Raw genomic sequence first — 24993 nt, forward strand, 5'->3', positions numbered from 1 at the left:
ACCCATGAAACAAAGACTGGTCATCATCGGCGCTGGCATGGCATCGGGCCGCGTCATCGAACATCTGGTTGAGACCGATCCGGATGCCTTTGACATCACCCTGTTCAACGCGGAGGCGCGGGGGAATTACAACCGCATCATGCTGAGCCCGGTGCTGTCGGGCGAAAAGACCTATGAGGAAATCGTCACCCATGACAGCGATTGGTATGCCGCACAGGGAGTGACCTGTCGCTTTGGCGAGTCTGTGTCGGGCATCGATCCGACGATGAAGGTGGTCTCCGGTCAGAGTGGCCATCTCCCATATGACAAGCTGATCATCGCCACCGGCTCTGCGCCCTTCATCATTCCGGTTCCCGGTAAAGACCTGCCGGGCGTCGTCACCTATCGTGATCTGGACGATACCAATGCGATGATAAGCGCAGCGGGGAAGGGCGGCAAAGCCGTGGTCATCGGCGGTGGGCTTTTAGGGTTGGAGGCCGCAGCCGGTCTTGCCGAACGTGGCATGGAGGTCACGGTGGTGCATCTGATGGGCCACCTTATGGAGCGGCAATTGGATGAGGCGGCCGGTTACCTGTTGCGCAAGGACCTAGAGGGGCGCGGCATCAGCATCCGCACGCAGGCCTCAACCAAGGCGATCATCGGTGCGGGCCGTGCCGAGGCCGTTTTGCTGGAGGACGGGGAAACCCTTCCAGCCGATCTGGTGGTCATGGCCGTTGGCATCCGGCCCGAAACCCGGCTCGCGACCGACGCGGGGCTGACGGTTGCGCGGGGCATCGAGGTGAATGCGCAGATGCAGACGTCGGACCCGGACATCTTTGCCGTGGGCGAATGCGTGGAATTTGACGGGCAACTTTTCGGGCTTGTGGCGCCGCTTTATGATCAGGCCAAAGTTCTGGCGCGGAGTCTGCTGGAGGGGGTCGACGCTTTCATCGCGAAGGATACTGCCACCAAGCTGAAAGTAACCGGCTGCGATCTGTTCAGCGCGGGTGACTTTGCTGAAGGGGAAGGGCGCGAAGACATCGTGCTGCGTGACCCGGCGCGGGGCATCTACAAGCGGCTGGTGATTGAGGGCGACCGGCTGATTGGTGCTGTGATGTACGGCGACACGGCAGATGGCAATTGGTTCTTCCAGTTAATCAAGGACGGCACCGATATCGACGAGATGCGCGAGACGCTCATCTTCGGACCGGCATTTCAGGGGGGCGATACCTCGGACCCGCTCTCAGCCGTTGCAGCATTGCCGCGTGAGGCGGAAATTTGCGGCTGCAACGGCATTTGCAAAGGCACCATCACCGACGCCATCGCGGGCGGTGCGACGGATTTGGCCGCGATCAAGGCGGCGACCAAGGCCAGTGCGTCCTGCGGGACCTGCACAGGGCTGGTCGAACAGGTTTTGCAGGTCACACTGGGCGATGACTTCGTCATGCCGACCGCCCAGCCCATCTGCCCCTGCTGTGACCTAACCCATGAGGACATCCGCCTGCTGATCAAGTCGCAGGAGTTGAAGTCCAAAGAGGCCGTTTGGCAGGAGTTGGGCTGGAAAACCCGCAACGGCTGTCACATTTGCCGCCCCGCGGTGAACTTCTATCTGCTGGCCGATTGGCCGCTAGAGTATCAAGACGACCCACAGAGCCGTTTTGTGAACGAACGCAAACACGCGAATATTCAAAAAGACGGCACTTTCAGCGTCGTGCCGCGCATGTGGGGCGGGATCACCAACCCGGCCGAATTGCGCGCCATTGCCGACGCCGCGGACAAATACGATGTGCCGACGGTCAAGGTCACAGGCGGTCAGCGCATTGATCTGTTGGGCGTGAAGGGCGAAGACCTGCCCTATATCTGGGCCGATCTGAACAAGGCGGGGCTCGTTTCGGGCCATGCTTATTCAAAAGGGCTGCGCACGGTAAAAACCTGTGTCGGCACCGACCACTGCCGTTTTGGCACGCAGGACAGCACCGGCCTAGGCATCAAGCTGGAACAGGCGCTCTGGGGGTCATGGACGCCGCACAAAGTTAAGCTGGGTGTCTCCGGCTGCCCGCGCAACTGTGCCGAAGCCACCTGCAAGGACGTCGGAATCATCTGCGTCGACAGCGGCTATCAGGTGAGCGTCGCCGGCGCAGCGGGGATGGACGTCAAAGAGACCGAGCGCCTTTGTGATGTCGGCACCGAGCAAGAGGCGATTGATGTGACGATTGCCTTTGTCCAACTCTACCGTGAGCACGCCAAATACCTCGACCGCCCCTATAAATGGGTCGCCAAGGTTGGGCTCGATTGGGTGCAGGCCCGCATCGCCGACCCCGAGGAACGCGCACGGCTGATCGCGGCATTCGAGCTCAGCCAATCCATCTATCGCAAAGACCCCTGGGCCGAGCACGCCAAAACGGCAGAGCGGTACCAGCCCCTCGCCAATCTGACACTGGAGGCCGCGGAATGAACTGGATCGACATCGGCGCGATAGACGACATTCCCCTGCGCGGCGCGCGCAAGATCAAGACGGCACTTGGCTGCGTGGCCCTTTTCCGCACTGGCGAGGCGGAGGTTTTTGCCACCACCGATAGCTGCCCGCACAAGGGCGGACCGCTGTCTGAAGGGATCGTTCATGGTCAATCCGTCACTTGCCCGCTGCACAACTGGGTGTTCGACCTGAACACCGGGCAGGCGCAGGGCGAAGAGGGGGCCATCTCTACATACCCTGCGCGGGTAGAGGCTGGGCGCATCCTGATTGATGGGACCAAACTCGCAAGTCGGAGTGCCGCGTGATGGACGGCTCTGCCATGCCAGAGGTGCGCTCGACCTGTCCCTATTGCGGCGTGGGCTGTGGCGTGCTGCTGCGCGCGGATGGGGCAGGCGGGTTGGATGTGCGCGGCGATCCTGACCACCCGGCGAACCGTGGGCGGCTCTGCTCAAAGGGGGCGGCACTGGGGGAGACTGTGGGTCTGGAAAACCGCCTGCTGACCCCCCGCGTGGACGGACAGGACGTGGGCTGGGACTTGGCCTTGCAGCATGTCGCCGACCGGTTCTCGCAAACCATCGCGCAGCACGGCCCAGATAGCGTCGCCTTCTATGTCTCTGGCCAGATGCTGACAGAGGATTACTACGTCGCCAACAAGCTGATGAAAGGCTTCATTGGGTCGGCCAATATCGACACGAATTCCCGGCTCTGCATGTCCTCTTCTGTCGCCGGCCACAAGCGCGCCTTTGGCAGCGACACCGTACCCGGGACCTATGAAGACATCGACGAGGCCGATCTTGTTGTGCTTGTGGGGTCGAACCTCGCTTGGTGTCATCCTGTACTGTACCAACGCCTGCTGGGGGCACGCGCAGCCCGCGGAACCAAGATTGTGGTGATCGACCCCCGCCGGACCGCGAGCTGTGATGGCGCCGATATGCATCTGGCCTTACAACCCGGCTCAGATGTGGCGCTATTCAACAGGCTTTTCCGCGAGATCTATGATGGCGGTGCCTGTGATGCGGATTTTCTGCGCCATACCAGCGGCTATGACGAAACCCTGCACACGGCACGTATCGAAAGCGGGGCCGCAACCGGGCTGAGCGACGCGGAAATCACCGCTTTCTGCCGCCTCTGGATGCAGCATGAGAAGGTCGTGACGATTTACTCGCAAGGCGTGAACCAGTCGACCAGCGGGTCCGACAAGGTCAATGCGATCCTGAATTGCCACCTCGCGACCGGACGGATTGGCAAGCCCGGCTGCGGCCCATTCTCGGTGACCGGACAGCCCAATGCGATGGGCGGGCGCGAGGTTGGTGGGCTGGCCAATATGTTAGCCTGTCATCTGGAACTGGAGAATGCCGAGCACAGTGCCGCCGTGCGTGATTTCTGGGGTGTGCCCTCCCTACCCAATAAGCCGGGGCTCAAAGCGGTCGACATGTTTCAAGCGGTGGGCGACGGGCGGATCAAAGCGCTGTGGATTATTCACACCAATCCCGCCGTTTCCATGCCCGAAGCCGATGCTGTGCGTGATGCAATATCTGAATGCCCCTTCGTCGTTGTCAGCGACATTACCGATCAGACCGACACGGCGCGGCTCGCCGACGTGCTCCTGCCCGCCACTGCATGGGCTGAAAAGGCCGGCACCGTCACCAATTCGGACCGTACCATCAGCCGCCAACGCAGCGTACTGCCCGCACCCGGCCAGACCCGCCCGGATTGGCATATTCTGGCCGAGGTGGGGCGGCGGATGGGGTTCGAAACGGGATTTCAGTTTGACGGCGTGGCAGAGATTTTTCGCGAATATGCAGCCCTTTCAGGCATTGCGGGACGGTTCGGACGGGATTTTGATATCTCGGATTTGGCCAAGATCACGGACCAGCAATATGATCACTTCGCCCCGCAGCGCTGGCCAATCACTGCTGCGCGCGAAGGCGGGCGGTTCTTTGCGGATGGGCGGTTCTTTCACCCAGACGGCAAGGCGCGTTTGCTGCCCGTATCGTGGCGGCCGCCAGCGGCCCGGACGACGCGACGCTATCCGTTTCGTTTGAACACAGGCCGCGTGCGGGACCAATGGCACACGATGACCCGCACCGGCCAAAGCCCGCGATTGTCGGCCCATCTGGCGGAACCCTTTCTTGAAATTCACCCCGAAGATGCCACGGCATTGGGCATTCGCCCCTCCGATCTGGTGGAGGTCTCCAGCCCAACGGGTGTCAGCATCCTGCGCGCGCGGATCACCGATGCTGTGCAAACCCGTCAGGTCTTTGCCCCAATGCACTGGACAGCAGAGACAGCCCCCTCGGCCCGGATCGACGCGCTGATCGCGGCGGCCTGCGATCCGGTTTCCGGCCAACCTGAAAGCAAGGCGGGCGTTGTTGACCTGCGCCGGTTCGATGCAGGCTGGTACGGCTTTGCCATCGCACAAAAACCGATGCACCTGACCGCCGACTACTGGGCCTTGGCGCGGACATCGCACGGGTTTCGCGCCGAGTTGGCTGGCCGCCTGCATCCTGACGATTGGGAGGCCGAGGCAAGACGGCTCTTTGACGCGCCGACTGCTGTGCTGACCACGATCATAGATGCGCGCCGTGGCTCTGCGCGGATCGCGGCTCACGCCGACGGGCTGCTTTTGGGCGCACTCTTTGTGTCGCCAACCCCTGTCGCGATCATGCGCGATTACCTCGTGGCATTGCCCGGCACCCGCGCGGCTGGCGCGTTAACGGGACGCCCTGCAGCCGACGCCCCGAACCCCGGACCAACCTTGTGTTCCTGCTTTGGCGTGGGGATCAACACCATCCTTGAAGCGATCGAAACGCGCGGCCTGATGTCAGTAGAAAGTATCGGCGAAGCACTGGGGGCTGGGACAAACTGCGGTTCTTGCCGCCCGGAAATCGCGGAGCTGTTGAACAACCTTTTAACCCGCGAGGCCGCAGAATGAGCTTGTCAGCCCATGTTCGCACGCTGGGGCGCGGGCCCGGGCGCTCACGGTCCTTAACTCAGGAGGAAGCCTTCGATGCCATTTCCTCCATGTTGCGGGGGGACGCAGATGCCGAGGCCGTGGGCGCGGTTTTGATGCTTTTACGGATGAAGGGCGAGACCGCGCCAGAGATCGCCGGATTTGCCGCCGCGGCGCAGGCGCATATGCCCGCCTTGCCGTCCGTCGATCTGGATTGGCCCAGCTATGCCGCCGGCCGCACGCGCGGTGCGCCGTGGTTCCTGCTGTCGGCGAAGGAGGTCGCGCAGGCGGGCCACCGCGTCTTGTTGCACGGCTGGAACGGCGCCGATGCACAGGTGCGGGACGGCTTAGCCGTCGCGGGGATTGGGGTTGGAGATTCCGCTGACGAAATTGCACGGCTGCTTGATCGCGACCGCATCGCCTATCTGCCGCTGGAACGTGCACATCCCGCTCTGTTCCGGCTGCTGGATTTGCGGCGGGTTTTTGGACTGCGGTCTTGCGTCAACACCGTCTGCCGCATGCTGAATCCCGGCGCTGCTGCGGCCAGTGTACAGGGTGTGTTTCATCCGTCCTATCGCCTCTTGCAGGCCGATGCGGCAGCGCTTTTGGGGCTGAATGGCCTGACCGTGATCAAGGGCGGCGGCGGAGAGTTCGAACGTCACCCTTCAAAAGAGATCGCGGCCTTCGGATTGCGGCAGGGGCGTAGCTGGGAAGCGACCTTTCCAGCGCTTTGTGATGAAACCCGCCGTCTGTCTTCCGATACAGCCCGGACGTGGGCGCACCAAACGCCGACCGCATTCGAGGCTGAGATCATCACCGGCACCAAAGCACTTGCGCTTGATACGCTGGGTATTCCCAACACCGCCGAGCAGGCCGCCTGACAGGAGATTGCCATGAAATCTTTTCCAATGTTCATTCGTACGACTGGCCGCCGGGTCGTTATCGTTGGCGGCGGCGAGCAGGCGGCACAGAAGGCGCGGTTGCTCCTGAAAACCGACGCTGAACTGGTTCTGGTGGCTCCTGCGCTCGATGCGGAACTGGCTGATCTAGTGAACAGCGGGCGGGCAGGGCAGAGCTCAGAGCTATCGCGGGCGGTGTTCGAGGATGCGGTCATGGCCTTTGTCGGCACCGGGTGTCCCGCGCTGGATGCAGCGGCGCATGCGCTCGCTAAGGCGGCACGCTGCCCGGTGAATGTGGTCGACCAGCCCGACCTTTGCGACATGACCACGCCCGCCATCGTGGACCGCGACCCCATTGTCGTGGCCATCGGGAGCGAAGGCACCGCACCTGTATTAACGCGCGAAATCAAGACCAAGATTGAACGGTTTTTGCCGCAGAACATTGGTGGCCTCGCTGCCTTTGCCGGGCGGCTCAGACCCAGTGTCGCACGCAATATTCCTTTGGCGCAGCGCCGCGCCTTCTGGGCGTGGGTTTTCAAAGGGACTCCCCGCAGGCAATGGGTGCGCGGGGCCGAACGCGACGCCGCGCGCGACATCAAAGCTGCCATTGCCAGCGGCGGCGCCACCGGGGAGAGTATCGCCCAGATCACCTTGGTCGGCGCTGGCCCGGGCGCGCGGGACCTGTTGACCCTGCGCGCGGTCGAAAGGCTTCAGGAGGCGGATGTGATCTTTTACGACAGGTTGGTCGATGCAGAGGTTCTGGAATTGGCCCGCCGTGACGCTGAGCGCGTGTTCGTCGGCAAACGCGTCGGCGCCCACCGCTGGCCGCAGGATCGGATCAACAGCATGGTCGTCTCCGAGGCGAAGAAGGGCCGTCGCGTTGTGCGGTTGAAGTCCGGAGATCCCGGGGTGTTTGGACGCGCTGCCGAGGAAGTGGAGGCCGCGCGTGACGCCGGTATTCCAATCGAAATCGTGCCGGGTGTGACTGCCGCCTGTGCCGCCGCCGCCGGGCTTACCCGCAGCCTGACAGAGCGGGGTGTCGCCAATACCCTTGTGCTGGCGACAGGCACCGGCAGGGCCGAAGACCCATTGCCCGACAGCATCCGCCTGTCCGGTCCCGGCACCACCACCGCGCTTTATATGTCGGTCTCTCAGGCCAGCCGACTGTCCGGCCTGTGGATGCAACAAGGGATGCCGCCTGACTGCTCGGTGGATATTTGTGTTGAGGTAACCAAACAAGGCCAACGGTATTTGGAAGCGACCGTCGCTACGATGGCGAATGTTTTGCGGGAACATCGCGTGACAGGCAGTGCGATCCTCCTCGTCACGTGGCCTTCGGCGGATGGTGTCACGTCAGCGATGCCGAAAATCGATACGGGGCTGAGCCTTCAGAGCGAGACCGTGCCGAATGGCGGCAGAACGCAAGGGGGTCCCGTCGCGCCCTCATTTCGTGGCGGCCATGTCATCTGACAGTTAGCTGTATTTCACCTACCCCTGACAGCGGCCCAAACACGATCAATGCCCGTCTACCTGTTCAGCTTAGGGGCCGCGCAGAGATCGGCAGTGAGCTCTCTGATCTGCATTCCTCCAATAATGCAGGTCGCCACGCCGGGGATCTGACCCGAGGCGGACACAAAAGGTACTGGGCTCCGAGTGTGGAGACCGGAACAAGGCACCTAGCGAATTAGAGCTTTAGAAAGCGCTATGACAGATACTCGCACATAGGGCCTTTAAAAATATGGCACCAACTTTGTTAGCGTCGCGCCAATACTCTGCTGCGTTGGCAGCCCGAGCCGAGACCATCATTGATGTCTGCAAAGCTAGATCGGAATACCAGTTAAACTCGAAGAGTCGGGCCAATTCAGCATATCGGCCACCCTAAAAACGATGGGTTTGCTGCAGGCTTGGATGTTCGATGGAAGACCTACATCACGCCTTCACGTTCCAAGCGCTTGCGCGCCGCTTTGCGAGCCCGGCGGATTGCTTCGGCCTGTTGGCGAACTTTCTTCTCAGAAGGCTTCTCGAAGTGCTGCTTGAGCTTCATTTCGCGGAAAACGCCTTCGCGTTGAAGCTTTTTCTTTAAAACCCGAAGAGCCTGATCGACATTATTATCGCGGACACTGACCTGCATATGGATAACACCATTAATCATGAACGAGAAATACTAGAGAACAGGACCATGCTGGTTGCAAGAGCAATTTGTGTATCGAAATGCCTGTGAGACAAGCGCTCGTCCTTCCCTCCGCTTAAACCTTTGCGCTGATAGCATACCGATGCTCACTGTGACGGATCAAAGACCTGCGCCAGCCGAGCTGTCGTGCCTGTGCGCGATGTATTTTACTAAGATCGGTATCGATGCGAATATCCGTAAAGCCTGCCTCGGCCAACAGGAAAGCAACTTGCTCCGCCCGAGCGCCTTGAGCGAAATGAATTTGCGACAGAATTTCCTGATGACGAGAATTCATGTTCTGGGACCGACGTGGAGAGAGCCGAGCCAAGGTGCGCGCAACCCAGCCACGGGTGACGAAATCACCATCGACCAACAGCAGCTGTCCACCCGGAACCAAAACGCGCTTCCATTCTGCGAAGGCTGCAGCCGGATCGACGAGGGTCCATACAAGGTGGCGGGTTACGATCGCATCGAAACTTGCATCGGGCAGCATGGTACGCTCCGCGTCAGCCTGCATAAAAACTGCGGCCGGAACTTTGGCGCGGGCGCGCTCGAGCATGGGCTCGGACCAATCGAGACCTGTTACCGCATAACCAAGATCGTGGCACAAGCGCGCAATCTCTCCTGTTCCAGACGCCAGATCGAGCAGTCGGCGTCCCGTGGCAGATCCGAGATGTTTTTGGACAAGCGCCTGCCAAGCTGCTTGTTCTTCACCTTGCCCAATCTTGTGGCCTGGCTCGGCGTCGAAAGTGGCGGCACGATCCGACCAGTAGTCGCGGATCTCATCGCGTAGATCACGGTTGCTGCCAAGCGGTTGGGTCATAGGTCTGCTCCAAGACGTGTCGATAACCTCCATGTTAAAGGCGACAATTTTTGTCAATATTAAAACTTGACTATTTAAGTAGGAATTAATACGCGGTGGGCCAGTTCAAACATAAAGGTCTTCTGATGTCCCTTCGCTACACCTTGAGCGCCGGTGCGCTGTGTCTTTTCTCCGCTCCTGCCTTTGCAGCCCCGATCACCATAACGGATATTGCAGGGCGAGAAGTCACACTCGAAGCACCTGTGGACCGGGTAATTCTCGGCGAAGGGCGGCAAATTTTCTTTGCGGCCGTATTGGACGGCGAAGACCCATTCGAGCGCGTGGTGGGGTGGCGGGACGATTTCCGTGAGGCCGCGCCCGAGAGCTATGAGGCCTATGCTGAAAAATTCCCCGAGATCGCTGATATTCCGACCTTCGGCGGCTTCAAGGATGGCACATTCGATATTGAACAGGCCGTATCCCTGACCCCTGACGTGATGATCATGAACCTCGAAGCCAAGGCGGCTACCGATGAGGCAGGCTATGAGGAAAAACTCGCCAAGGTCGGCATCCCTATCGTTTATGTTGATTTCCGCGAAAAGCCGTTTGAACACACCGCGAAGTCGATGGAAATCATCGGTAAATTGTTTGGCGAAGAAGAGCGTGCCGATGACTTCAACGACTTCTATCAAGAGCAGATCGCCCGTGTCACAGATGTGATCGATGCGCAGAACGATCTGGAGCGACCTTTGGTATTTGTCGAACGGGCAGGGGGCTACTCCGAGGATTGCTGCATGTCATTCGGCAGCGGCAACTTCGGTCGCATGGTCGAACTGGCGGGTGGGGAAAACATGGCTGCCCCGTTCATCCCCGGGACATTTGGTACGGTGAACGCGGAGCAGGTGATCGCCTCCAACCCCGATCAAATCATAGTCACCGGTGGAAATTGGGAGGCCTACGTCCCCGGTGGCGCATGGGTTGGCGTCGGGCCAGGCTCGGACGAAGCGCAGGCCCGTGCGAAGTTGCAGGCTTTGATGGAGCGTCCCGCCTTTACCGGTGTTAAGGCCGTCGAGGCAGGCGAGGTTCACGCGATTTGGCATCAGTTTTACAATTCGCCCTATAGCTTTGTCGCCGTCCAACGGCTGGCGACATGGTTGCACCCGGAGTTGTTTGCCGACCTCGACGCGGAGGCAACACTTAAGGAACTTCACGAGCGGTTCCTGCCCGTCGACTACCGTCCTGGATATTGGGTTTCACTGAAGTAACCAGGGCGCGCAGCGCACCCTCTTGTCGAATAAGGCAGACCAATGACCAGTATCACATCCGACACTGCGGCACCCGCGTTCGCCTACCGCGGGCTGGTGACGCGACGTATCTTCATTCTGGCTCTGCTGGCCTGTTTGCTGATACTTTCTGTCGCGGTGGACGTATCACTGGGACCGGCGCGTTATTCGGTGGCAGATGTGCTGCGGACCCTCGTCTCTCCAACCGATGCGGATGTGCAGATGCGGGTCGTCATTTGGGACATTCGGATGCCGATGGCCATGCTCGCGGTGACGGTCGGCGCAAGCCTGTCGCTTGCCGGGGCGCAGATGCAGACCATCCTGGCGAACCCTTTGGCCAGTCCCTTCACGCTCGGCCTTTCGGCAGCAGCCAGTTTTGGCGCGGCGTTGGCGATGGTGTTGGGGGTCGCACTCTTTCCGGCGGCGATTTCCCTGATGGTGCCGATCAATGCTTTTCTGATGGCGATGGCAGCCGCTTTGCTGATCTTTGGATTGTCCACTCTACGGGGCGTGACGGTCGAAACCATTATCCTTCTAGGCATCGCATTGGTCTTCAGCTTCAACGCAGCCTTGGCGTTGTTGCAATATTTTGCCTCGGAGCAGGCTCTATCTGCCGTGGTCTTCTGGACCATGGGCAGCCTCACCAAAGCCACTTGGGGCAAGGTGGCGGTGACGGCGGTGGTCCTCGCGCTCTGTGTGCCGCTCTTTGCTCGCCGGGCATGGGCCCTGACCGCCATTCGACTGGGTGAAGCGCGCGCGGCGGCAATGGGCGTGCCGGTGCGTCGGCTGAGACTGGAAGCTTTGTTTCTCGTATCGCTCTTGGCGGCCGTGCCGGTTTCCTTCGTCGGCACGATAGGTTTCATCGGCATTGTCGGTCCACATGTGGCACGGCTTCTCTTGGGTGAAGATCAACGGTTCTTCCTGCCTGGAGCGATGTTAGCTGGCGCGCTGATCCTTTCGGCCACATCTGTGCTCTCGAAGGCCTTGCTGCCCGGCGCTGTCCTGCCCATTGGCATTATCACGGCATTGGTGGGCGTTCCCTTCTTTGCCGCTCTTATTCTGACCAAGGGGCGTAAAGCATGGTGACGCTGCAACTTGAAAACCTCGGTGCGCGCTATGGTCGGCATGAGGTCCTCAGCAAGGCAACAACACCGCTTATTCGAGGAGGCAGCTTGACCGCTCTTGTGGGAGCCAATGCGGCTGGTAAGTCCACGTTGTTTCGGCGCATCGCAGGTCAGATGCGGGGGGCAGGGACTGTGCGTCTCAGCGGTGCAGCCGCGGAGGACTTGCGCTACATGCCTCAGGATACGGGGATGAATGCAGCGCTGACGGTCTACGAATCCATCATACTCGCGCTGAAGCAGGGTGGGGGCGGCTGGCGCCTTTCGGCTTCCGAGCTAACGGCCGTGAACGACGTCTTGGCCAGATTGGGCATCACCGCACTTGCTGAGCGGCAATTGCCGGAACTGTCCGGCGGGCAACGCCAGGTCGTCTCGATCGCACAGACACTGGTGACGCGGCCGCGGGTTATCCTGATGGACGAGCCCACCTCCGCGCTCGACCTTTACCGGCAATACGAGGTATTGGAGGCGTTGCAATCCTATGCCGCTGAAAGCGGAGCAGTAATGATCCTCGCTTTGCATGACCTAAATCAGGTGATGCGTTGCAGCGCGACCACCATCGCTTTGGGCGAGGGCAGCATCCTCGCCACCGGTCCGACCCTAGAGGTACTGACACCCGCGATGATCCGCCGCCTCTATGGTATCAACAGCCGCGTTGAGCGCTGCTCGCGAGGCTGCGCAATGATGATCGTCGATGGGCCAGCTGAGAGCAAAAGGGTTGCGGTTTGACGGTGAAGCGGTCCACCTTAGGCGCCTTCATCACAGAATGCTCGGCCGCCATTTTACCTGATAATGATGTCAAGCTGGTCAAAATTTCTGTCGAACGGTCTCTCCGCGCTCCAGTGTCATAGTCGCAGTTTGCTATGAAATCGGCCAACTACAGCAGCTAAGTCTCTTGTCGATCCACCCGGATCAACAACAATGGTTCCGGAATGGACTAACAGAAGCACGCCGCGAGTGGCGAGTTCTGTCAAGAACCAGTTCACGTCACGTTCTGACAATCCCAGGCATTCTGGTGCCGTCACAACGACCTTATCCCCTTGATTTACCGCCAGCAGCAGTTGCTCTCGTTGGATGAGATGCTTTCGAGGACGCGTAGTTTGCCCCTCAAACTGGTCACACCAAACCTGGTCAATTACCCCATGCAGCGAAATGTCTTGTCGCTGCCGTTTGGCGGACGGCCTACCTTGGGCGGACAGGATATATCCCCACGTAGCACCGAATTTTAAAAACTCTGGGTCCATCTAAGGTCTTCCTCCCCTTAATCGTTCTTAGAAGCGGGAGGGCTAGATCGCGATCCAACATACCGAGGGATTGGCTCCGGCTAGGCTCACACCTCTCTGCGGAACCATCTTCTTATCTGACCTAGTAGGCGTTGAAGAAATGCTCCAGCGCGACCCATAGAGCGAAGCCCCATAGGAAAACCATAGACGGTACCACGCCCCAAATCAAAAACCTACGATGCCTGATCTTCTCGCACTCTTCGTGTATGTCATCTTCTTTTCGGCGCATGCTAGCTCCCCTTGGACGGCACCTAGCATGAAAAGACAGTTCGGCAAAATTCCACCGGGTTCGGGCTGATTTCGGTCTTCAAGCGCGGCCCAGTTGCCTTTGGTTGACCTGTAAAACATACTTTTCTGGAGAATGCCGATTCTCTGTTCGGTTTTCTCAGAAAGCTCGCGTCCCCCGTCCAGACTGGCGCGGGCTTTCGCGCATGTAGGGGCTCTTGTTAAATACAGTTTTCGCAAGGTTCTGGTTGTTCGGACACCTTCACTTTTCATCTAAGGGGGGGGGGTGCGGACGAAAAGTTGGACTATCTTGGAGATAGTCCATGTACAGCTACGAAGAACGACTGCGCGCGGTTAAGCTTTATCTCAAGTTCGGTAAGCGTGTGCAGGCCACAATACGTGAGTTGGGGTATCCAACGAAGAACGCCCTGAAAGGGTGGCATCGAGAATACGAACGTCTGCAGGACTTGCCTATACAATCGGCGCCGCGCCCGCCTAAGTTCTCGACGGCACAGAAGCAGGTGGCGTTAGAGCATTATGCAACCCATGGCCGCTGCATCTCATGGACACTACGTGCTTTAGGCTATCCTGGCCGGGCCACAATGACGGCTTGGGTGCGCGACGCCTTTCCTGACATGAAGCCGGCTTCCAACGCGGCATATGGCCCTGGCAACCACACTGACGCCGTGAAGCAGGCTGCTGTGGTCGGGCTATATAGCCGTCAAGAAAATGCCCAGGCCCTGGCCAAAAAGTTCGGAGTTAGTCGGCCGACGCTCTATGCTTGGAAAACACAGAGCCTTGGCCCGGAGGCTCCTGCCGTGATGAAACGCAAGAAGAGCGCCCTTCACCCAGAGCTTGAAGAATTGGAGCGTTAGCGTGAAGCTCTGCAGTGCGACATCCGCGAGTTCCCGATTGAGCATGATCTGCTCAAGACTGCGAGTGGAATGATAAAAAAGGAACTTGGCGGCTATCCGCGGGACCTGAGCAATCGGAAAAGACCATGCTGTCCATCACGGCCTCGGTGCACGCCGATATCAAGCTGGGAGATGCCTCAAAACTGTAGACCTCCTCGATTTGCCGTTGGGCATCACGGGTCGTCATGCCGCGCCCATACATGCTGAAGATCTTGCGGCGACAAAGGGCTGTGCTTGCGCGGAGCGCGATGGGATTGAGGGACAATCGCATATCGCCACGGATCGATTACAGAAAAACGAAAAAATGCCGCCGCGAGAACGTATTTAAGTCAGATTCTTAGGGCACCAAATTACTCCACGGGAGGAGTTTCCTTCCCCTAAGGACCACACTATGCAGCGATCTTGGGATACAGTCAGAGCCGATCAAGCGAGCGTTTCACGTCGTGTAACCAGATTCTGTAAGGATGATCAGGGCTCTGCTACGATTGAATCAGTGATCTGGCTGCCGATTTTCGTTTTTGTACTAGCGATAATCATGAACGTCTCGATGGTATTTTTCTATGAGTCGCAGTTGACGCGGATTGTACATGATGGCAACCGCGCCTTTTCCCTAGGTCGTCTTCCCGATAGTATAGCCGTTCAGGATTACATTATCGGACAGGTTGCACATCTCGATGCCGATATAAACGTTGCAACTACGATCTCAGGGGGCTTCGTAAAGACGGACCTCACAGCTTCCGCTGGAAAATTGATGCCTTTGAATTTAGCCAGGAGCACGTTTGACAGCGTGCAAATTCTTGTCAGCGCCCAACATATCGTGGAGTTTTGAGGCTGTGCCTATAAAAGCTCATCTCAAGTGGGTTCATAAAGAAGATGGAGCCATTACGCTTCTTTCCCTCTTCCTGCTCTTGATATGTCTCATTCTTGGTGGGCTTGCCGTTGATATTAACAAAGTAATCTCTGAACGGACACAACTACAAGTGGCTGCGGATAGTGCGGCTCACGCTGCACTTTACACCCGAGAAAAACACAGTCCGGAAGAATCCATTGCGACGGCAACTGAAACCGTAGCATCTATGCTGCCTCCAAACCAGTTCGGTTATAATGCTCTATTGGCTACTGATGTGAGTTTTGGGAAATGGGATTTTGCGGAACAGAGCTTCGTTCAAGATCCAAATTCTAGGTCTGCGGTGCAAGTTCACGCAATGATGGAGGAGGCCCGGGATAATGCCTCGCGCAACTTTCTACTCCGCCTAGTCGGCCGCGATACATTCGATGTCAGAGTCGAGTCAGTTTATTCTACATATTATCCAGGCTGTTTTACCGAAGGTTTCGTTGCCGAAGGCGTAGTGGATGTCCAATCAAACAACAATTTCTCAAATGGCTTTTGCATTCATTCAAATGAATATGTCAGCATGAATCAGAATAACTATTTTGAACCGGGAACTGTTGTATCGATGCCGAACATCGACGACCTCGACATCCCAAGATCCGGTTTCGAAAAGAACGACGGCCTGCAAACTGCTCTTCGGAACGGAAAGTACCGTCTGCGGTTGCTCAATCAATTGCCTGATATCATCGATAGCTTCTGGACGGCAGAAGCTGAGCATCTGCCGCCGTATGTCAGCCCTAGCTATTACTACGACATCGACCTAAGAGAATTCCCCGGTCTCCCGCCAGGGGAACCACAACCGAAGGGAAACACCAACTCACTGAACTCTTATCACTTCAAAGAAAATGCAGTAAATCGTATGATTTGTGGTGGCTCCGGCTCTATCACCATGGATGCTGGCCTCTACAGTGAATTTGTTTTCATTTCCGATTGCGAGATCAAGTTTTCTAACGGCGTTGTCTTGGAAGATGTGGTGATCGCAACAACCCATGAGGGAGCAACATCCTTAAACTCCCCTCAAGGCTTACAGATTGGCCGTGATGATGATTGCGCAGAAGGTGGCGGTGCTTCGCTGATGACCCTCGGAGGTTTCAAGGTCGCCTCCTCTCTGAGCGTCTACAATGGACAAGTCTTGGCGATGGGGGACATTACCTTTTCTGCTAATGCAGATGGAGTTAAGGGGGCATCGTTCATTTCCTACGGCCAAATTGACGGAACAAGCAACATGGATATGGGCTTTTGCCGGAACTCTGGCATGGAGAATGCGTATCGAGCTCCATACTTCAGAATGGTAAATTAAGAAATTTTTCTGTCATTGCATGCGGCTCTTAAGTTCAGGCCTTCGGGCATCTAGGGCGCGATCCACTAGAAACACGTAAATCGCTCCTGACTGCCCCTCTCTTCACTTAGCCGTAATCTGCTTTCACCCACCCAAGACATTGGCCTACCTAGTTGGAAATCTCCGTTCTTAACGGATTTAATTCCTTATCATTGATCGGGCTCAACTAGACCTCGTATTGCTGCTCCACCATGCCTGTCCCCATTGAACCTCACGTCCAACGGGGACCCAAAGCGGCTCTTGAGAAAACCGATAGCTATCGCCAGAAATCACTGCTTCTGTCTTTCAAATCTGCAACTCCAGCGATCGCTCCTAATCAACGCGCAGCCCTAACTTTTATGATTTTTTTATACGAGCTAGTGAAAACAAGCATAGCGTCTTTACGTGCTCTCGATGCAAAAGTAGCGCTGGATGCTCCAAGGTGCTGTGATTTCTGAGGTAAACCCAATCAACCGTCCTCGCCAAATGCCGAAATTCAGACTTCACCGTGCACGGACGCATGCAGGAAGCCGCAGCTATCTGGGCGCCTGTCTAGTGATGGTTATGGTCACGTTTGCAGCCAGGGTGCTGGAAGCCACCTTACCAGTTGGCGAGTTAACTCTTGTCTTCATGGCTGGTGTCGTTGTTGTTGCATCGATCGGCGGTCCCGGGCCTTCAATCCTGGCATCCTTTGCTGGGTTCGCTGCATACAATTACTTCTTCACTGAGCCACGCTTCACATTCCGTGTCCTACAAGAAGCTGATCTGGTAACCCTTGGCTTGTTTCTTCTGGCCTCCATTGTCACCGGCAGTTTGGCTGCGCGACTTCGGACCCGCGCCATGGCGCTACGTGGGAGTGTGGAGCGTATCACGATCCTTCATGAGTTCGCTCAGCAGATTGCGCGTGCGCCTTCGTCGCAGGCTGTGGCGCACGCCGCAGTGGATCATGTCACCGCCACAATGGGCGTGGAGGTGGCGCTGTTTCGCACTTTTGCAGATGCTGTCGAAAAGATTGCTTACAGCCCGGCATTAGCGGTTGAGAACGAGGGTATCAAAGAGGCCTGCGGCCGAACGATTGCCTCCGGGGAGCCTGTCACTGTCGCCAGCAATTCAGCAATTTCCCCCGAGTGGTTGATCTTACCTGTGCGTGCTGGCGAAGAAACATTGGCTGCGCTTGGTATTCGGTCTAAAGCCATCGAACGCGATGATCGACGTCTGCTGGAAGCTTTTGCAAGCCAGTTGGCATTGGCTTTTGAACGTACTGATCTCACGGAAACGCTCGAAGCTGCCCGCCTCGCGACGGAAACTGAAAGATTGCGCTCGGCACTTTTATCATCAGTCAGCCATGATCTGCGAACGCCTTTGGTCAGCATTATCGGTGCTGCATCTACTTTAGCAGAAGGGGGCGACCGCTACACTGAACCAATGCGCCATGACTTGGCCGAGACGATCCGGGAGGAAGGCGAGCGTCTGGACCGCTATGTGCAGAACCTTCTGGACATGACACGTCTGAGCCATGGAGCGCTTCGGCCTCGATGCGTGGCCTCCGATTTGCTCGAGATTATCGGAAATGCCCGGCGGCGGCTCCGCAGTAATCTCGCCCCCTACAAGATTGTACTAAGCCTGCCCGACAGCATGCCGTTAATTGATGTTGATCCCATCCTGATCGAACAGCTCTTGGTCAATGTGCTGGACAATGCCGCCAAGTATGCACCGGAGAATTCTGAAATTTTGTTATCCGGGCACGCGGAAAGCACTTGGTTGAAACTTGCAATCAGCGATCAGGGGCCTGGCATACCGGCGCAGGCACGCAGCGACGTTTTTGAGATGTTTTACCGCGTGACGGCGGGCGATACGCAGCGGGCCGGGACGGGCCTTGGCCTCGCGATCGCGCGCGGCATCGTCGATGCGCATGGCGGTGACATCTATGTTCAGGCAACCAACCCAGACGAAAGCGGGACGACAATCGTCTTTCGCCTGCCGATCGCCGGTCAGGAGGTCTGATGGCCCGTATTCTTGTTATTGACGACGAAGATCAGATCCGACGCTTTTTGCGGATCGCGCTGGAATCCGAGGGGCATACTGTTCTTGAGGCCGCAACCGGCCGGGAGGCTATCGTGCAGGCCGCCACAGGTGCGCCGGATCTGCTGGTTCTTGATCTTGGGCTGCCGGATCGGGACGGAAAAGATGTGCTACGAGACATTCGTACTTGGTCAAATCTGCCGGTTCTTGTTCTGTCAGTGCGCGCCGATGAGACTGAAAAAGTGGCAGCGCTCGACCTTGGGGCGCAGGACTATGTGGCGAAACCCTTTGGTACGCGCGAATTGCTTGCGCGGTTGCGCGCCTTGCTTCGGGACCGTGGCACCGAACAGCAGGACATTTCCCGGATTGAGATTGGCGGACTTATTCTAGATGTCGCTGCACATTCAGCACATTTGGACACCCAGGCCCTCAGTTTGACGCCCAAAGAGTTTCAATTGCTCTGGCTTCTTGCCTCCCATCCCGGTCGGCTGGTGACACAGCGCATGGCGCTCGAAAAGGTCTGGGGCGCGGCTCACGCCGAAGACAGCCAGTATCTACGGGTATTTATCCGGCAGCTGCGCACCAAACTTGGCGACGATGCGACGGACCCCGTCTGGATATTTACCGAGCCCGGCATCGGCTACCGGTTCCGCGAGAGCTAGGGCGGCATGGCAATCGTGGTATTCATCAACGGCCTACTTTTGCTCGGCCTTGGCGTTCTAATGGCCTTCGATGCGCTCATCTTCCCCGCAACGCGGGTGGTATTCTTCGAGGCAGCGTTGATCACCATGTCCATTGGGGGTGGTGTTTGTGTCAGCGCTATGGGTCGCAGCCCAGGATTGGACCGTCGGCATTCCTTCCTTCTCACCGGCAGCGCATGGTTCGTCGCGGCTTTGGCAGGGGGCCTTCCTCTGTGGCTTTGGGGGCTGTCTTTTTCCGACGCGTTCTTTGAATCCATGTCGGGGATTACCACCACCGGCTCAACCGTAATGACGGGACTCGACAACACGGATCACGGCATCTTGCTTTGGCGGGCACTGCTTCAATGGATCGGCGGGGTCGGTTTCATTGTCGCAGGCATAGCTCTGCTGCCAATCATGCGCGTTGGTGGCATGCAGCTTTATCAAACAGAAAGCTCAGAAAAAGGGGAGAAGGCACTCGCCAGTGCCGCTCGGTTTGCTTCAGCAACGGTCTGGATTTATCTTGCCCTGACCTTCATTTGCGCCATCGCCTACCTTTCCGGCGGCATGACCGGATTTGAAGCGCTCGTACACGCCTTCACGACCGTATCATCCGGCGGCTACTCTACCTCAGATTCCTCATTCGGCCTTTTCGAAAGCGCTTACCTGCAATGGATGGGAACGTTTTTTATGCTGACAGCGGCCCTGCCGTTCGCGTGGTATATCCGCGTGCTGACAAGGGGCGCCTTCCGTAGCGAACAGATTCGCGCCCTGCTCATCTCTCTGTCATCGGCGATTTTCATCCTGACACTATGGCGTGTCATTACAACACACACACCGCTTCTTGAGACCCTGCGGCTGGTGGCTTTCAATGTCGTCTCGGTTGTAACCACCACAGGATTTGCGACAACCGACTATACGCTTTGGGGACCCTTTGCAGCGACTACCTTTTTATGCCTCACGGCCCTGGGTGGATGTACGGGCTCTACATCGGGAGGCGGAAAAATGATGCGATGGGTGGTCGTGATCCGCAGCGTATACGCCCAGATGCGGCATATTCATCAGCCTCATGGAGTTTTTCCAACCCGCTACGAAGGGCGGGTGGTCGACTATGATGTTATCAACGGGGTGATGACCTTCTTCACCCTCTATGCTGCTACAGTAATGGGCCTCGCAGTTGCTCTTAACTCGTTCGGTTTGGACATGACGACCTCAATTAGCGGTGCCCTCACCGCAGTGGCTAATGTCGGGCCCGGTCTAGGCAACATCATAGGCCCGGCAGGCAACTTCTCCTCGCTACCCGATGGGGCAAAATGGCTGCTGTCCTTGGGCATGTACGCTGGTCGGCTAGAGATGCTGACGGTCTTCGTACTTCTCTCTCCGTCGTTCTGGAGAGAATTGGTGTAGGAGGCGCCTGTCATACTTGGTGAGGCCTCCCCGCAAGAAATTGCCTTCCACCAGATAGAAACTTTTTGGCGAAGCGGCCTTGTGCGCCGTTTGCTGATCTACGGAGAACACGATGCGTCTAGATGATCTGGAGAAGGAAAAAAAGCGCGATAAGATTAAGCAGCGACGGCTATTTATCTGGGCCGTGATGCCCTCTATGGCGGTTCTGTGCACCTTTACTCTTTACGTTGCGATCAACCACTTCTTCGGCGGGTCCTTTTGAATCTGAGTGGGCGAAAGTGGCGGTACTTCCCGTCACCCTCCTCGCTGAGGTGAATTCATTGCGAAGGGCAGGCGGGAAGCGTGATAAGAAACTCAGCCCCCGGCCCACCACAGGCCTCGATTGATAGCTCACCGCCCATTCTTCGGATCGCCTGGCGGGAAATAGTGAGCCCGAGGCCGATACCCTGCTGCGCTCTTGTGTCAGATGTGTCTTGCTGCCAGAAAGGCTGAAATATCTTCTCCTGAAGATTACCGGGAATGCCGGGGCCTGAATCTTTTACACGGATGCTTAATTGGCTTGTATCCCTCGCGATTATAACCCGAACCTCAGTATCCTCAGGAGAAAATTTAGCAGCATTTGAGAGCAGGTGCCTAAGCGCTTTATCCAACAGAACCGGATCGCATTTCCAGGAGATCTCGCTTTCCTGTAGGATCATGCGGGCTGAACTTTTATGCTGATCCATGACGGGTTGGCTCTTCAGCAGCGCCTCTCCTAAAATTTCGATAATATTTGTTTCAGTCAGGTTGAGGGATAAAGCTCCGCCTGACACTTGTTCGAAGTCGAGTAGATCTTCCAACGCCGTGCGCAACCGGTCACCGCCGCGTTTGGCAATTTTTACAAGCTGCTGCACTTTTTCTATTGGACCATTGGGACAAACGACGTCGAGCATATCCAGCGCCCCTACGACTGCCGTCACGGGCGTGCGTAATTCATGAGCAATGATGGACATGAACTCGTTCCTGAGGAAATCCAACTTCCGAGCCTCAGTTATGTCTAAGACCTGAGTTATGTAGTGCAAAGGTTGGCCATAATCGCTCCGCACAAGAACCACGCAGAGATGCCCCCAAACGATCTCTCCATCGGGGCGCACATACCTTTTATCGAGTTCGAAAGCGTCAATTTCACCACTTAAAAGTTTTTGGACTTTCAAAAGGCAACTATCCAGATCGTCCTCATGCGTTATGGACTGGAAATCTGTGCTTCTCAGTTCTTCTTCTGAATAGCCAAGGAAGGCAGTCATTGCTGCATTTGTCGCCAGCCACTGACCCTCCAATGAAACCAAGGCTGTTCCGATGGGGGCATTGTTCATCAGAGACCTAAATTGTTCTTCGCTACCTTGCAGCGCTATCTCGGCGCGTTTTCGGTCTGTAATGTCTCGTTGCGTGCCGACCAAGTTGAGAGCATTCCCCTGAGCATCCCACTCAGTTGCTTCGGCATCTGTACGCATCCAGAGCCAGTCCAGCCCATCACGTGAACGTAGCCGATATTCTACTGCCACCCGGGGAGCTTGGCCATTTACGTAATCAGCCAATGCACGTTCGATAAGCACTTCGTCGTCAGGGTGGATTCTCTTTCGCCATTCTGTTTGAAAGTCGACGCCGTCGGACAGGTCGACATCCATAAGATCACGCCAAGTTGCTGAGACATTCGAGGTGTCTGCAACCAGATCGAGTTCAAACACGGCTATCCGAGCAGCTGCCAACGCCGTTTCCATAGTTTCGATCGCTATGGCATGCGGTACGCTATTTACCGGAGCATCTCGACCTTTAAGCTGGTCGGTCGGACAACTTGCAGGAGAGGCGCTGTGCGTATGTTTTTTCATAGGTACACCTTCCTCGGACAAGTGCATTTTTTAGCGATGCGAGCCATTGCTACTTAACCATCCTCCTAGCGTGGAGGAAAGAATCCGACGGATACTCAATGTTGTTAAATATTTGTCGGGAAAATGGCTTTAGTGAGGAAGGGGGGGCAGGTCAATTGAAAATGACATAGAACGCTTATCTAGCAATGATATGTAAATCTCAGCGCATAGGAATATCTCTGTTATGATCGTTAGTGATGCATGCGGCGTTCTCGTCGTAGAAGCTGATCCATTTTTGCGCCTCGCGGCCATGGGCCTTGTGGAGGATGCGGGCCTCTCGGGATACGCTGCTGCACATTCGGCCAACGCGTTCACAGTTCTCACTTCGAATAATGACATAGGCATCATGTTCACAAATATTGAGATGCCTGGCTCACTAAACGGTTTAGAACTGTCAAAGATTGTGCGCCGCAGATGGCCGCACATTGCGATCATTGTCGCATCCGGAGCCTCAAATGTGGCGGCAAACAGTCTTCCTACCGGCACGACATTTATTGCTAAACCCTATCAGCCCGAGACTGTTATAGCTTTTTTGAAAGAGGCCGCTTCATCTGATCGTTGGGATGCTGCGCACCGCGTGATCTAGCTCGCACCCGGAGAGCAGGCATGCACTCCACTTTATATGACCATCTGGAACTTGGCTGGCTCCGCTCCAGCCGCTCAAACGCACAGCGATTCTGGCGAGAATAAATTTGAAGTGGTTGCAGTTTGCATCGCGGGTGCCCAATTAACTTAGGAATGAAGGAGGCTTAACCGATGCAATGTCCGATCGATGGAACCCAGCTGGTGATGACAGATCGCTCCGGTGTAGAAATTGACTACTGCCCTCAATGTCGTGGGGTTTGGTTAGACCGAGGCGAGCTAGACAAGATCATTGAACGCTCGGGCCCCGAACCTGCACCCCGTGAGGTCGCCTCCTTGCGCAACTCCGGACAAGATCACGGTCATGGCAGGCCCTATAAAAAGAAGCGGCGCGAAGGCTTCTTGAGCGAGCTTTTTGATTTTTAGAGGCCTTATAGGCTTAGGTGGTACTTCTTGAAAAATTCTGCGTTTCGGACGAGCCGCCTCGGCGTGCTTCTGGCTGTCGCTTCGCTCTTTGGCACGTCCGCGATCGGGCAGGAACCGGAGCAAGAGAAACAATTGCGTATGCTCGGAAGATGTCCCGGCTGTGCCTTCGAGCAGCTGGACCTTACGGGTCGGAAACTGACCGGAATAGACCTGACCGAAGCTGAGCTTCGAGACGTGGACTTCTCTGAAGCAGGCCTCAATCTTTCGCTGTTTGATTATGCAACCTTGGAGAATGTCTCCTTTGACTCTGCCGATCTGACGGGCGCCAGCTTCACCGGCGCCAAGCTCATCAACGTGTCGTTCGAAAACACGGTTCTGAAGGCCGCTGTTTTTGAAGATGCCGTTTTGGTCGACACTGATCTTGATGCTGGGATCTACTGCAACACGCAGGTGCCAGATGAGACGATGGTCAGCACAGAATGCGATTGAGCGGCCATCTAATCGGTCTGGCTTGAGCTACATCTTCATGCGACCCCGGCCGGGGATATTCAGGAAGGCTAGCTGATCGCGCCGCTTTGGAATAAGTATCCAATGTAGACAGCGTAGCCCGCTATGAACAGGAAGCCTGCTACTCGACCAATGCGCTTGGCTGCAAACAAAATCACCGCTAGGCCGCATGACAGAAGCAGCATGAACACCATGTCAAACCCTTGAAACCGGTCGCTGACTTCGATGGGGACAATCGCGGATGTGATCCCGAGGATCGCCAAAACGTTGAAAATATTACTCCCGATCACATTGCCTATGACTACGTCAGACTGTTTTTTAAGGGCCGCAGAGATAGATGTGGCAAGTTCAGGCAGGGAGGTGCCGATGGCTACGAGGGACAGGCCAATCACAGCATCGGAAACCCCAAAGGCTTTGGCGATTGATCCTGCACCTGTCACTAGAAGGTTTGCGCCCGCCACGAGTGCTATGATGCCACCTACAACAAAGACGGCGGCTACGCTCGTTCTGGAAACGCCAGAGCCTTCGAAGTTTTCGGCCTCATGCTCAAACATCTTGGAGTCACGGCTGCGTTTTTCCATCCAAAACGTCGCACCGAGGTAGACAGCTAAAACCGCCAGCAACAGAGCGCCCTCGAGCCGGTCCAAAAACGCTCCTTTGAGCAGACCAAACAGCGCGAAAGCGACCAAGGCCGCTACCAGAGCTTCCCGTACAGCAGACCTATCCCAACCGGCGATCGGCATGATTAGGGCACCTGCGCCGATAATAAGAAGAATATTGGCGATATTGCTCCCGACCACATTGCCCAGAGCAATCTCAGGGGCTCCGCTGAATGCGGCCTTCAAGGAGACCAGCAACTCCGGTGCTGAGGTGCCAAACCCCACGATGGTCAGTCCGATGACCATTTTGGAGAGCCCAGCCCGTTCGGCAATTGACACGCTACCGCGTACAAGCCCTTCACCACCCGCGAAGAGCAGAATGAGGCCAGCTGCGATGTAGATCAGATCAACGCCCATGCGGTCTCAGCTCGTAAGAATATTGCATTGGCTCTTGGTTCCCTCAGGTTCATACCCAAATAGAGTTCCATCCAGTTCTCTACAAGAGTGGAACAGGGCGGATTCCAAAGGGACCTGCCAACCAATGCGCCGGG

General features: G+C 56.8%; 24 protein-coding genes. 18 read left to right on the forward strand and 6 right to left on the reverse strand.

All coding sequences use genetic code 11. The features are described from left to right. Window positions 1-4 precede the first annotated feature (4 nt). Genes nirB through cysG form a run of 5 tightly spaced genes read left to right on the forward strand, consistent with a single transcriptional unit; the run spans window position 5 to window position 7777 of the window. Complete coding sequence (nirB, locus tag ACGYLA_RS15545) at window positions 5-2434, forward strand: nitrite reductase large subunit NirB (protein ID WP_394433670.1); 2430 nt, start codon at window positions 5-7, stop codon at window positions 2432-2434. Then, entirely contained in the window at window positions 2431-2760 is a 330-nt protein-coding gene (gene nirD, locus ACGYLA_RS15550) for a nitrite reductase small subunit NirD (RefSeq protein WP_394433672.1), read from the forward strand. The genes nirB and nirD overlap by 4 nt, the downstream gene beginning before the upstream one ends. Next, window positions 2760-5390 carry a molybdopterin-dependent oxidoreductase gene (locus ACGYLA_RS15555; RefSeq protein WP_394433740.1) on the forward strand — a complete coding sequence of 877 codons (2631 nt, stop codon included), beginning with the start codon at window positions 2760-2762 and terminating at the stop codon, window positions 5388-5390. Before nirD ends, ACGYLA_RS15555 begins: the two co-directional genes overlap by 1 nt. Continuing rightward, on the forward strand, window positions 5387-6289 hold the full coding sequence (locus ACGYLA_RS15560) for a glycosyl transferase family protein (protein WP_394433674.1): 903 nt from the start codon (window positions 5387-5389) through the stop codon (window positions 6287-6289). Before ACGYLA_RS15555 ends, ACGYLA_RS15560 begins: the two co-directional genes overlap by 4 nt. Window positions 6290-6301: 12 nt before the next feature. After that, window positions 6302-7777: a siroheme synthase CysG gene (gene cysG, locus ACGYLA_RS15565; RefSeq protein WP_394433676.1), complete on the forward strand. Its 1476-nt coding sequence runs from the start codon at window positions 6302-6304 to the stop codon at window positions 7775-7777. A gap of 454 nt (window positions 7778-8231) precedes the next feature. Here cysG and rpsU read toward each other — a convergent pair whose 3' ends face one another. Both rpsU and ACGYLA_RS15575 read right to left on the reverse strand, forming a co-directional pair. Beyond that, window positions 8232-8438: a 30S ribosomal protein S21 gene (gene rpsU, locus ACGYLA_RS15570; protein WP_174857891.1), complete on the reverse strand. Its 207-nt coding sequence runs from the start codon at window positions 8436-8438 to the stop codon at window positions 8232-8234. Between the two features lie 115 nt (window positions 8439-8553). Further along, the gene (locus ACGYLA_RS15575; protein WP_394433678.1) at window positions 8554-9300 is read right to left on the reverse strand and encodes a class I SAM-dependent methyltransferase; all 747 of its coding nucleotides are present in this window, start codon (window positions 9298-9300) and stop codon (window positions 8554-8556) included. Between the two features lie 125 nt (window positions 9301-9425). On the opposite strand from ACGYLA_RS15575, the gene ACGYLA_RS15580 reads away from it, so the two are divergent. Genes ACGYLA_RS15580 through ACGYLA_RS15590 form a run of 3 tightly spaced genes read left to right on the forward strand, consistent with a single transcriptional unit; the run spans window position 9426 to window position 12412 of the window. Beyond that, the gene (locus ACGYLA_RS15580; protein ID WP_394433680.1) at window positions 9426-10544 is read left to right on the forward strand and encodes an ABC transporter substrate-binding protein; all 1119 of its coding nucleotides are present in this window, start codon (window positions 9426-9428) and stop codon (window positions 10542-10544) included. A 42-nt stretch (window positions 10545-10586) separates the two neighbouring features. Continuing rightward, a complete protein-coding gene (locus ACGYLA_RS15585) occupies window positions 10587-11648 on the forward strand; it encodes a FecCD family ABC transporter permease (RefSeq protein WP_394433682.1) in 1062 nt (353 codons plus the stop codon). Further along, window positions 11642-12412, forward strand: a complete 771-nt coding sequence (locus tag ACGYLA_RS15590; RefSeq protein ID WP_394433684.1) for an ABC transporter ATP-binding protein — start codon at window positions 11642-11644, stop codon at window positions 12410-12412. The genes ACGYLA_RS15585 and ACGYLA_RS15590 overlap by 7 nt, the downstream gene beginning before the upstream one ends. Window positions 12413-12528: 116 nt before the next feature. Here ACGYLA_RS15590 and ACGYLA_RS15595 read toward each other — a convergent pair whose 3' ends face one another. Beyond that, window positions 12529-12927 (reverse strand): hypothetical protein, encoded by a 399-nt coding sequence (locus tag ACGYLA_RS15595; RefSeq protein WP_394433686.1) that lies wholly within the window; start codon window positions 12925-12927, stop codon window positions 12529-12531. Window positions 12928-13514: 587 nt separating this feature from the next. Here ACGYLA_RS15595 and ACGYLA_RS15600 point away from each other — a divergent pair. Continuing rightward, a complete protein-coding gene (locus ACGYLA_RS15600) occupies window positions 13515-14066 on the forward strand; it encodes a transposase (RefSeq protein WP_394433688.1) in 552 nt (183 codons plus the stop codon). A gap of 52 nt (window positions 14067-14118) precedes the next feature. Here ACGYLA_RS15600 and ACGYLA_RS15605 read toward each other — a convergent pair whose 3' ends face one another. Further along, entirely contained in the window at window positions 14119-14376 is a 258-nt protein-coding gene (locus ACGYLA_RS15605; protein ID WP_394433690.1) for a transposase, read from the reverse strand. Between the two features lie 120 nt (window positions 14377-14496). On the opposite strand from ACGYLA_RS15605, the gene ACGYLA_RS15610 reads away from it, so the two are divergent. From ACGYLA_RS15610 to ACGYLA_RS15635, 6 genes are all read left to right on the forward strand, one after another. Continuing rightward, window positions 14497-14934, forward strand: coding sequence for a TadE/TadG family type IV pilus assembly protein (locus ACGYLA_RS15610; RefSeq protein ID WP_394433692.1), 438 nt, complete (start codon window positions 14497-14499; stop codon window positions 14932-14934). Continuing rightward, entirely contained in the window at window positions 14903-16297 is a 1395-nt protein-coding gene (locus tag ACGYLA_RS15615; RefSeq protein ID WP_394433694.1) for a pilus assembly protein TadG-related protein, read from the forward strand. Before ACGYLA_RS15610 ends, ACGYLA_RS15615 begins: the two co-directional genes overlap by 32 nt. 450 nt (window positions 16298-16747) lie before the next feature. Continuing rightward, entirely contained in the window at window positions 16748-18319 is a 1572-nt protein-coding gene (locus tag ACGYLA_RS15620; protein ID WP_394433697.1) for an ATP-binding protein, read from the forward strand. Beyond that, complete coding sequence (locus ACGYLA_RS15625; protein WP_132446878.1) at window positions 18319-18999, forward strand: response regulator; 681 nt, start codon at window positions 18319-18321, stop codon at window positions 18997-18999. Before ACGYLA_RS15620 ends, ACGYLA_RS15625 begins: the two co-directional genes overlap by 1 nt. A 6-nt stretch (window positions 19000-19005) precedes the next feature. Next, window positions 19006-20424: a TrkH family potassium uptake protein gene (locus ACGYLA_RS15630; protein ID WP_132446876.1), complete on the forward strand. Its 1419-nt coding sequence runs from the start codon at window positions 19006-19008 to the stop codon at window positions 20422-20424. 112 nt (window positions 20425-20536) lie between these two features. Then, window positions 20537-20686 (forward strand): hypothetical protein, encoded by a 150-nt coding sequence (locus tag ACGYLA_RS15635; RefSeq protein WP_165935627.1) that lies wholly within the window; start codon window positions 20537-20539, stop codon window positions 20684-20686. A gap of 55 nt (window positions 20687-20741) precedes the next feature. On the opposite strand, the gene ACGYLA_RS15640 is transcribed toward ACGYLA_RS15635, so the two are convergent. Beyond that, window positions 20742-22289, reverse strand: a complete 1548-nt coding sequence (locus ACGYLA_RS15640) for a PAS domain-containing sensor histidine kinase (protein WP_165935626.1) — start codon at window positions 22287-22289, stop codon at window positions 20742-20744. Between the two features lie 223 nt (window positions 22290-22512). On the opposite strand from ACGYLA_RS15640, the gene ACGYLA_RS15645 reads away from it, so the two are divergent. From ACGYLA_RS15645 to ACGYLA_RS15655, 3 genes are all read left to right on the forward strand, one after another. Continuing rightward, window positions 22513-22914 (forward strand): response regulator, encoded by a 402-nt coding sequence (locus ACGYLA_RS15645; protein ID WP_132446872.1) that lies wholly within the window; start codon window positions 22513-22515, stop codon window positions 22912-22914. A 170-nt stretch (window positions 22915-23084) separates the two neighbouring features. Next, window positions 23085-23336 carry a zf-TFIIB domain-containing protein gene (locus tag ACGYLA_RS15650; protein ID WP_132446870.1) on the forward strand — a complete coding sequence of 84 codons (252 nt, stop codon included), beginning with the start codon at window positions 23085-23087 and terminating at the stop codon, window positions 23334-23336. Window positions 23337-23363: 27 nt separating this feature from the next. After that, window positions 23364-23825: a pentapeptide repeat-containing protein gene (locus ACGYLA_RS15655; RefSeq protein WP_240791683.1), complete on the forward strand. Its 462-nt coding sequence runs from the start codon at window positions 23364-23366 to the stop codon at window positions 23823-23825. A 68-nt stretch (window positions 23826-23893) separates the two neighbouring features. Here ACGYLA_RS15655 and ACGYLA_RS15660 read toward each other — a convergent pair whose 3' ends face one another. Continuing rightward, complete coding sequence (locus ACGYLA_RS15660) at window positions 23894-24859, reverse strand: calcium/sodium antiporter (protein ID WP_132446868.1); 966 nt, start codon at window positions 24857-24859, stop codon at window positions 23894-23896. Between the last annotated feature and the right edge of the window lie 134 nt (window positions 24860-24993).

The sequence above is a fragment of the Sulfitobacter sp. 1A13679 genome, assembly GCF_043557115.1.
Classification (GTDB): domain Bacteria; phylum Pseudomonadota; class Alphaproteobacteria; order Rhodobacterales; family Rhodobacteraceae; genus Sulfitobacter; species Sulfitobacter faviae.

Bases quoted from the DNA above. Each gene is read 5' to 3' on its own strand.
- ACGYLA_RS15600 (WP_394433688.1), top strand. From the start codon at position 13,515: ATGTACAGCTACGAAGAACGACTGCGCGCGGTTAAGCTTTATCTCAAG.
- ACGYLA_RS15595 (WP_394433686.1), bottom strand. From the start codon at position 12,927: ATGGACCCAGAGTTTTTAAAATTCGGTGCTACGTGGGGATATATCCTG.
- ACGYLA_RS15635 (WP_165935627.1), top strand. From the start codon at position 20,537: ATGCGTCTAGATGATCTGGAGAAGGAAAAAAAGCGCGATAAGATTAAG.
- ACGYLA_RS15645 (WP_132446872.1), top strand. From the start codon at position 22,513: ATGATCGTTAGTGATGCATGCGGCGTTCTCGTCGTAGAAGCTGATCCA.
- ACGYLA_RS15575 (WP_394433678.1), bottom strand. From the start codon at position 9,300: ATGACCCAACCGCTTGGCAGCAACCGTGATCTACGCGATGAGATCCGC.
- ACGYLA_RS15650 (WP_132446870.1), top strand. From the start codon at position 23,085: ATGCAATGTCCGATCGATGGAACCCAGCTGGTGATGACAGATCGCTCC.
- ACGYLA_RS15610 (WP_394433692.1), top strand. From the start codon at position 14,497: ATGCAGCGATCTTGGGATACAGTCAGAGCCGATCAAGCGAGCGTTTCA.
- nirB (WP_394433670.1), top strand. From the start codon at position 5: ATGAAACAAAGACTGGTCATCATCGGCGCTGGCATGGCATCGGGCCGC.
- nirD (WP_394433672.1), top strand. From the start codon at position 2,431: ATGAACTGGATCGACATCGGCGCGATAGACGACATTCCCCTGCGCGGC.
- ACGYLA_RS15640 (WP_165935626.1), bottom strand. From the start codon at position 22,289: ATGAAAAAACATACGCACAGCGCCTCTCCTGCAAGTTGTCCGACCGAC.
- rpsU (WP_174857891.1), bottom strand. From the start codon at position 8,438: ATGCAGGTCAGTGTCCGCGATAATAATGTCGATCAGGCTCTTCGGGTT.
- ACGYLA_RS15625 (WP_132446878.1), top strand. From the start codon at position 18,319: ATGGCCCGTATTCTTGTTATTGACGACGAAGATCAGATCCGACGCTTT.
- ACGYLA_RS15605 (WP_394433690.1), bottom strand. From the start codon at position 14,376: ATGCGATTGTCCCTCAATCCCATCGCGCTCCGCGCAAGCACAGCCCTT.
- ACGYLA_RS15555 (WP_394433740.1), top strand. From the start codon at position 2,760: ATGGACGGCTCTGCCATGCCAGAGGTGCGCTCGACCTGTCCCTATTGC.
- ACGYLA_RS15660 (WP_132446868.1), bottom strand. From the start codon at position 24,859: ATGGGCGTTGATCTGATCTACATCGCAGCTGGCCTCATTCTGCTCTTC.
- ACGYLA_RS15585 (WP_394433682.1), top strand. From the start codon at position 10,587: ATGACCAGTATCACATCCGACACTGCGGCACCCGCGTTCGCCTACCGC.
- ACGYLA_RS15590 (WP_394433684.1), top strand. From the start codon at position 11,642: ATGGTGACGCTGCAACTTGAAAACCTCGGTGCGCGCTATGGTCGGCAT.
- ACGYLA_RS15560 (WP_394433674.1), top strand. From the start codon at position 5,387: ATGAGCTTGTCAGCCCATGTTCGCACGCTGGGGCGCGGGCCCGGGCGC.
- cysG (WP_394433676.1), top strand. From the start codon at position 6,302: ATGAAATCTTTTCCAATGTTCATTCGTACGACTGGCCGCCGGGTCGTT.
- ACGYLA_RS15580 (WP_394433680.1), top strand. From the start codon at position 9,426: ATGTCCCTTCGCTACACCTTGAGCGCCGGTGCGCTGTGTCTTTTCTCC.
- ACGYLA_RS15630 (WP_132446876.1), top strand. From the start codon at position 19,006: ATGGCAATCGTGGTATTCATCAACGGCCTACTTTTGCTCGGCCTTGGC.
- ACGYLA_RS15620 (WP_394433697.1), top strand. From the start codon at position 16,748: ATGCTCCAAGGTGCTGTGATTTCTGAGGTAAACCCAATCAACCGTCCT.